Source organism: Parafrankia sp. Ea1.12 (assembly GCF_900465275.1).
GTDB lineage: Bacteria > Actinomycetota > Actinomycetes > Frankiales > Frankiaceae > Parafrankia > Parafrankia soli.
The window spans coordinates 1-1,439 of the sequence record NZ_UBIZ01000558.1 but is presented as its reverse complement, the minus strand read 5'-3'; the positions used below and the strand labels follow the sequence as shown (position 1 = coordinate 1,439).

At 63.3% G+C, this 1,439-nt stretch carries 1 protein-coding gene; it reads left to right on the top strand.

Going from position 1 to position 1,439, the window contains the following annotated elements:
• Positions 1-149 precede the first annotated feature (149 nt).
• Positions 150-1,382 carry an IS256 family transposase gene (locus FMEAI12_RS31380; RefSeq protein WP_112108860.1) on the top strand — a complete coding sequence of 411 codons (1,233 nt, stop codon included), beginning with the start codon at positions 150-152 and terminating at the stop codon, positions 1,380-1,382.
• Positions 1,383-1,439 lie beyond the last annotated feature (57 nt).

The window sequence follows — 1,439 nt, the reverse complement described above, 5'->3', positions numbered from 1 at the left end:
GGGCGTGTCATGACGACTGTGTAAGCCGGAGGTGGACCAGGATCGACCTGCCTGACTGATCGGGGTAGGTCGGAAAGGGACACCGAATGACGCAAAACCCGACGCTTCGGACTCGCGACGAAGAGCGCGACGAAGAGGCGGCCCGGAGAATCGCGGATGCTTTCTCTCCCGAGGCGATCGACGTGTTGTTGAAGGACGCGAAGGCCGCCGGTACCCCGATCGATGGGGTCGACGGGTTGTTGAACCAGATGACGAAGGCTGTCCTGGAGCGCGCGCTGCAGGTCGAGATGACCAGCCATCTGGGCTACGAGGTCGGCGACCCGGCCGGGCATGGGACGGGGAACTCCCGGAACGGGAAGTCCACGAAGACGGTGTCGACGCGTAACGGGCCGGTCGACATTGAGGTCCCCCGAGACCGGAACGGGTCGTTCGAACCGGTGATCGTGCCGAAGCGGGCCCGGCGGATCGGGAACCTTGACGACACGATTCTGTCGTTGTACTCGCGGGGCATGACGACCCGCGACATCGAGGCGCACCTGGCGGAGGTGTACGGGGTCGCGGCGTCCCGGGAGTTGATCTCGAACGTCACCGAGGTCGTCGTCGACGAGATCAAGGCCTGGCAGTCCCGGCCCCTCGACGAGGTCTACCCGATCTTGTACGTGGATGGGATCCGGCTACGGATCAAGGACAACGGTGTCGTCACGACCAAGGTCGCCTACCTGGCCGTCGGGGTCGACGTCGACGGCCGTAAGCATGCGCTGGGCTGCTGGATCCAGGACACCGAGGGCGCACGGTTCTGGCAGAAGATCCTGGCTGACCTGCGCAACCGTGGGGTGCGCGATCTGCTGATCGTGTGCTGTGACGGGCTCACTGGCCTGCCGGACGCCGTCACCGCGGTCTTCCCCGACGCGGTCGTGCAGACGTGCGTCGTCCACGTGATCCGCAACGCGCTGCGGTTCGTCTCCTTCACCGACCGGAAAGCCGTCGTCAAGGCGATGAAGGAGATCTACACCGCGCCGACGCTGGAAGCCGCCGAGCTCGGCCTCGCCGCGTTCGACAACCAGTTCGGGAAGCAATACCCCGGAGCGGTGGATGTGTGGCGGCACGCCTGGGCCGAGTTTATTCCTTTCCTTGATTATCCGCCCGAGCTCCGGAAGATCGTGTACACGACGAACGCCATCGAGTCGATAAACTTCCAGCTCCGCAAGATAACGAAGAACCGGGGCCATTTCCCGGACCGGGACGCGGCCATGAAGCTACTGTATCTCGGACTCCGGAACATATCGAGTCAGCGAGGCGGCGAGTCCGGAACGGGAACCCACGGATGGAAAGTCGCACTCAACTCGCTGGTCAACCTCTTCCCTGGCCGTCTACCTTTCTGATACTCTCCACAAAGTAGGCTGTTCATCTCTGGCTTACACGAAAATCGTGACAGGCTC